This window comes from Rhizobium sp. PRIMUS64, from assembly GCF_023006465.1.
GTDB classification, from domain to species: Bacteria; Pseudomonadota; Alphaproteobacteria; order Rhizobiales; family Rhizobiaceae; genus Rhizobium; species Rhizobium leguminosarum.
In genome coordinates this window covers 1-5473 of record NZ_JALBGX010000233.1, presented here as the reverse complement: position 1 = coordinate 5473, position 5473 = coordinate 1, and the positions used below count along the sequence as shown (strand labels likewise).

At 61.5% G+C, this 5473-nt stretch carries 2 protein-coding genes; one reads left to right on the top strand and one right to left on the bottom strand.

Annotation, left to right across the window (positions count from 1 at the left end; genetic code table 11):
* Positions 1 to 369 precede the first annotated feature (369 nt).
* Positions 370 to 2970 carry an ATP-dependent chaperone ClpB gene (gene clpB, locus MOV76_RS38150; RefSeq protein WP_131647653.1) on the top strand — a complete coding sequence of 867 codons (2601 nt, stop codon included), beginning with the start codon at positions 370 to 372 and terminating at the stop codon, positions 2968 to 2970.
* 98 nt (positions 2971 to 3068) lie between these two features.
* On the opposite strand, the gene MOV76_RS38145 is transcribed toward clpB, so the two are convergent.
* Complete coding sequence (locus MOV76_RS38145) at positions 3069 to 5009, bottom strand: M23 family metallopeptidase (RefSeq protein WP_018243739.1); 1941 nt, start codon at positions 5007 to 5009, stop codon at positions 3069 to 3071.
* Positions 5010 to 5473: the final 464 nt, after the last annotated feature.

Here is a 5473-nt window from a genome sequence, read left to right as displayed (position 1 = left end):
AGCACCGGCAGCCGTCCCCGTCGCCCGCGTCGCGGTGCTGAGGGCGAAGAAGCCGCCGCTGAAGGCGAGGGCGCCTCTGCCGAGGCGCCAGTGCTGGCTGACGTCGCATCGGAATGAGGATTTCGCTTCCCCCTCAGGGGAGAGCGTGAAGTTCATGCCATCTGCTCGAATTAGCTTGAAAATCCCCGGCCTTGTGCCGGGGATTTTCGTTTTACGGGCTCTTTAAACTCGCAGAACAGGCTACCATATTCTCTTCGAACTGCTTCGCCCGAATCCCAGACGGGCAAAGCGCGACCTGCCTTTTCAGGGGGTCGATCTCAATCATCGGTCTGCGCCTCGTCAGGGCAGGGCGATCCATGGAGGTACCATATGAATATCGAGAAATATTCGGAGCGGGTGCGCGGTTTCATCCAGTCCGCCCAGACCTATGCGCTGGCGCAGGGTCACCAGCAATTTACGCCCGAACATGTGCTGAAAGTCCTGCTCGATGACGATCAGGGTATGGCGGCATCGCTGATCGAGCGCGCCGGCGGCGATGCCAAGGCCGCCCGCCTTGCCAATGACGCAGCTCTCGCCAAGTTGCCGAAGATCTCCGGCGGCAACGGCAACATTTATCTGGCGCAGCCTCTCGCCAAGGTCCTTTCGACCGCTGAAGAAGCGGCGAAGAAGGCCGGCGACAGCTTTGTCACGGTCGAGCGCCTGCTGCAGGCGCTGGCGATCGAATCCTCGGCCTCGACCTTTTCGACACTGAAGAATTCAGGCGTGACGGCCCAGGGCCTCAACCAGGTCATCAATGACATCCGCAAGGGCCGGACGGCGGATTCTTCCAATGCCGAGCAGGGTTTCGATTCGCTGAAGAAGTTCGCACGCGATCTGACCGCCGAAGCCCGCGAGGGCAAGCTCGACCCGGTGATCGGTCGCGACGACGAAATCCGTCGCACCATCCAGGTGCTTTCGCGCCGCACCAAGAACAATCCTGTGCTGATCGGCGAACCCGGGGTCGGCAAGACGGCGATCGTCGAGGGCCTGGCGCTGCGCATCGTCAACGGCGACGTGCCGGAATCGCTCAAGGACAAGAAGCTGATGGCGCTCGACATGGGCGCGCTGATTGCCGGTGCGAAATACCGCGGCGAATTCGAGGAGCGGCTGAAGGCCGTGCTCAATGAAGTCCAAGCTGAGAACGGCGAGATCATCCTGTTCATCGATGAGATGCACACGCTGGTCGGCGCCGGCAAGGCGGATGGGGCGATGGACGCCTCCAACCTCTTGAAGCCCGCCCTTGCCCGCGGTGAGCTGCATTGCGTCGGCGCGACCACGCTTGATGAATATCGCAAACATGTCGAGAAGGATCCGGCCCTTGCCCGCCGCTTCCAGCCCGTCGTCGTCGACGAACCGACGGTCGAAGACACGATCTCGATCTTGCGTGGGCTGAAGGAAAAATACGAGCAGCATCACAAGGTGCGCATCGCCGATGCGGCGCTGGTGGCCGCGGCGACACTTTCCAACCGCTATATCACCGACCGTTTCCTGCCCGACAAGGCGATCGACCTGATGGACGAGGCGGCAGCGCGCCTGCGCATGCAGGTGGATTCCAAGCCGGAAGAGCTCGACGAGCTCGATCGCCGGATCATCCAGCTGAAGATCGAGCGCGAGGCGCTGAAGAAGGAAACCGACATTGCCTCTGCTGACCGGCTGAAGCGGCTGGAGACCGAACTCACCGGCCTCGAAGAGGAAGCCGATGCACTGACGGCTCGCTGGCAGGCGGAAAAGCAGAAGCTCGGCCTTGCCGCCGATCTGAAGAAGCAGCTCGACGATGCCCGCAATGAACTGGCGATCGCCCAGCGCAAAGGCGAATTCCAACGTGCCGGCGAGCTGACCTACGGTGTCATTCCGGATTTGGAAAAGCAGCTCGTCGACGCCGAAAAGCAGGATGGCGAACGCGGCGCGATGGTGCAGGAGGTCGTCATCCCCGACAATATTGCCCATGTCGTTTCCCGCTGGACCGGTATTCCGGTCGACAAGATGCTGGAAGGCGAACGCGACAAGCTGCTTCGGATGGAGGACGAACTGGCGAAATCGGTGATCGGCCAGGGTGATGCGGTTCAGGCCGTGTCGCGCGCCGTCCGCCGCGCGCGGGCCGGCCTGCAGGATCCGAACCGGCCGATCGGCTCGTTCATCTTCCTCGGCCCGACTGGCGTCGGCAAGACGGAGCTCACCAAGGCGCTTGCCCGCTTCCTCTTCGACGACGAAACGGCGATGGTGCGTATGGACATGTCGGAATATATGGAGAAGCACTCCGTTGCCCGGCTGATCGGTGCGCCTCCCGGCTATGTCGGTTATGACGAAGGCGGAGCGCTGACGGAAGCCGTGCGCCGCAGGCCTTATCAGGTCGTGCTGTTCGACGAGATCGAAAAGGCGCATCCCGACGTCTTCAATATCCTGCTGCAGGTGCTGGACGACGGACGCCTGACGGACGGCCAGGGCCGGACGGTCGATTTCCGCAACACGATGATCATCATGACCTCGAACCTCGGCGCCGAATATCTGACGCAGCTGAAGGACGGCGACGACAGCGACACGGTTCGCGAGCAGGTGATGGAGGTTGTGCGCGGGCATTTCCGGCCGGAATTCCTGAACCGCATCGACGAGATCATCCTCTTCCATCGCCTGAAGCGCGAGGAGATGGGCGCGATCGTCGATATCCAGCTGAAGCGGCTGGTGGCCCTGCTGTCTGAGCGCAAGATCGTCATCGATCTCGACGAGGAAGCCCGCCACTGGCTGGCGAACAAGGGTTACGACCCGGTCTACGGCGCAAGGCCGCTGAAGCGGGTGATCCAGAAGTTCGTGCAGGATCCGTTGGCCGAGCAGATCCTGTCTGGCCAGGTGCCGGACGGATCGACGGTAAAGGTGACGAGCGGTTCCGACCGGCTGCAGTTCAGGACGCGGCAGACGGTGAGCGAAGCGGCGTAAACCGGTTTGCCGGATGAATGGGAAATGGCGGCTTCGGGCCGCCATTTTTCGTTTGGTGGCCGAGGCGTCTCCTGGAGGGGAACCAGCGTAGATGGACGCTACTTGCTCGCCACCTGGTCTGGCGTCTGGTTGTTCAGCAGCGTATCGATGCGCTTGCGCTCGTCCTCGAATTTCGCCAGCGCCTCGCCCTGCAGCGATTTGCCGCCCGGCAGGCGGATGCGCAGCGGATCGACCTTGGTGCCGTTGACGATCAGCTCGTAATGCAGGTGGGGGCCGGTGGATTCGCCCGTCGTGCCGACCCAGCCGATCACCTGGCCCTGGCGGATCTTGGCACCAGGGACGACACCCTTGGCGATGGCGCTCTGGTGGTTGTAGGAGGATTCATAGCCATTGGCATGGCGGACGATCGTCTGGTTGCCGTAACCGCCGGAATCCCAGCCGGCTTTTTCGACCGTGCCGTTGCCGGCGGCGATGATCGCCGTGCCGCGGGGTGCAGCCCAATCGACGCCGGTGTGCATGCGGGCAAAACCGAGGATGGGGTGGCGGCGCATGCCGAAGCCCGATTTGAAGATGCCGTTCGGCACCGGGTTGCGCAGCAGGAACTGGCGGATGCTCTTGCCGTTCTCGTCGAAATAATCGACCGTGCCGTCGTCGGGGTCCTGGAAGCGGTAGAAGCGTGTCTGTGTGTCGCCGAAACGGGCGTTGACATAGAGCAGTTCGGAATCCTCGGTCGCCTGACCGGCGCTGTCGGCGACGGAGAAGAAAGCCTCGAGACTGTCGGTCGGCCTCAGCTGCGCCTGGAAATCGACATTGCTGGCCAGCAGCTTGATGATCAGCGCCGTCATATCCTTGGTCATGCCGTAGGAAAGGGCAGCACGATAGATGCCGTCATAGACGCGCGGCAGGTTCTGGCCGGGGGGCGGTGCGAAGGAATTGTCATCGAAGGCGGTGGCGATGGCATCCAGCATCGGCGGCTCGCTGCCGGGCACATATCTGCCCTTGTCGTCGACGGCCACGGTGACGAGATGGCGCGTGCCGCGATAGACGCTGGCTCGGATGATCTTTGCCTGTTCGCCCTTCTGGATGATGCCGATGCGCAGCACGTCGCCCTTGTCGAGATCACTGGAACCCAGTTGCTGCGCGATGTAGCCGGCAATGCCATCGGCATATTGCTGCGGATAGCCTGAATCCGTCAGCGCCTTGGCGATCGGCGTGTCGACGCGCACGGGAAGGATGTCGTCGGCGAATTCTTCGGTCTGCGGCGTGATCGATTCCGATGCGGAGACCGTCATGTTCTGTTCGAGCACGCGGGCGGACAGACCGGCGGTCAGATCGACATCGGCATCCTCGTTGGAGAAACGACGCGGATCGACGTAATAAAGGGCTGCGAGCTGAGTATTGCCGTCGGTCAGTACCGAGCCGTTGGAGCGCACATTCTCTTCGACCTCCTCGAGCGACAGGCCGGATGCCATCTGCATGCCGGTCTTGCCGGTCGGGAACGGAATGGTCTTCAGGCTGACTTCGGATTCGACGTCGGAGCCGTAAAGCGCGCCGGTGCGGCTTTGCGGCGCGGGCTGCGGCTCGTCGGCGGAAAAGATCGCCAGGGGATCGAAGTCGGGATAGTCCTCCGTCGCCACATGATTGGCGGCCAGCGTCATCTTCACATGCGCGAAGGGCTGGCGGCGCACCACTTCCTTTTCGCCGTCGTGGATGACGGTTGAAACTTCCATGATGGCACGGTCAGACGGTTTTGCGGCAATGGCGGGCGCGACCAGCCGGCCGCCACGGACCACGGTCGTATCCTCATGCGCGTCCGCCGCAACGCTCGCATAGGCTTCGGCGGGGATCGCCAGTTGCTGGCGGCCATCAAGGGCGGCAAAAAGGGCGACACCCATCAGAACGGATGATGTAATGCCGGTGAGGAACGTGCCCGAGAGCCAGCGCAAGGAAACCTCGCGGCGATCGGGCGCACGCCTGCCGTCGGCCAGAAGCGGAGGCTCGTTGCCCAACGAGCGGATCATCATTTTCTCCGTCATCATGGCAGTCGGGTCCGCGTCCTTACATCAGGCGTCTGTGGGAGCATTTATCGGCCATCCTGGCTGGGGCGAAAGATGTGCATATTTTGGGCATGGAAGTCAAATCACTCAGGAAAAGGCAGTTTGCCTGCATTTGCCTGTGTGAATCATGTGTCTCTTAAGACCAGCAGATTGTGATGATGTCGGGGCGCAGGAGACAAAAGAGCGTTCTTTCCACGAAAAGTCGAAAGGCGTTCATCTTTCCTGGCCGTGTCAGGCCGGTCGGAATCCGGGAAATGACCGCATTTGACTGTCGCCCGAAATTTTGTCTGGAAAAACAATGATCTGAAAGAAAAATCAATTTTTTCAAAAAGCGCTGTTGACTGTTTGGGAGGGTTAGTTCTATAAGCCCACTCACTGAACGAGGGCGGCGGCGCTGCTGGCGACGAAGTCTTTCGTTCTAAAGAAACTCAAGCGGATTAGCGGTA

What these genes read in the sequence shown, in the direction of transcription:
- clpB (WP_131647653.1), top strand. Translation starts at nt 370, where the DNA reads ATGAATATCGAGAAATATTCGGAGCGGGTGCGCGGTTTCATCCAGTCC.
- MOV76_RS38145 (WP_018243739.1), bottom strand. Translation starts at nt 5,009, where the DNA reads ATGATGACGGAGAAAATGATGATCCGCTCGTTGGGCAACGAGCCTCCG.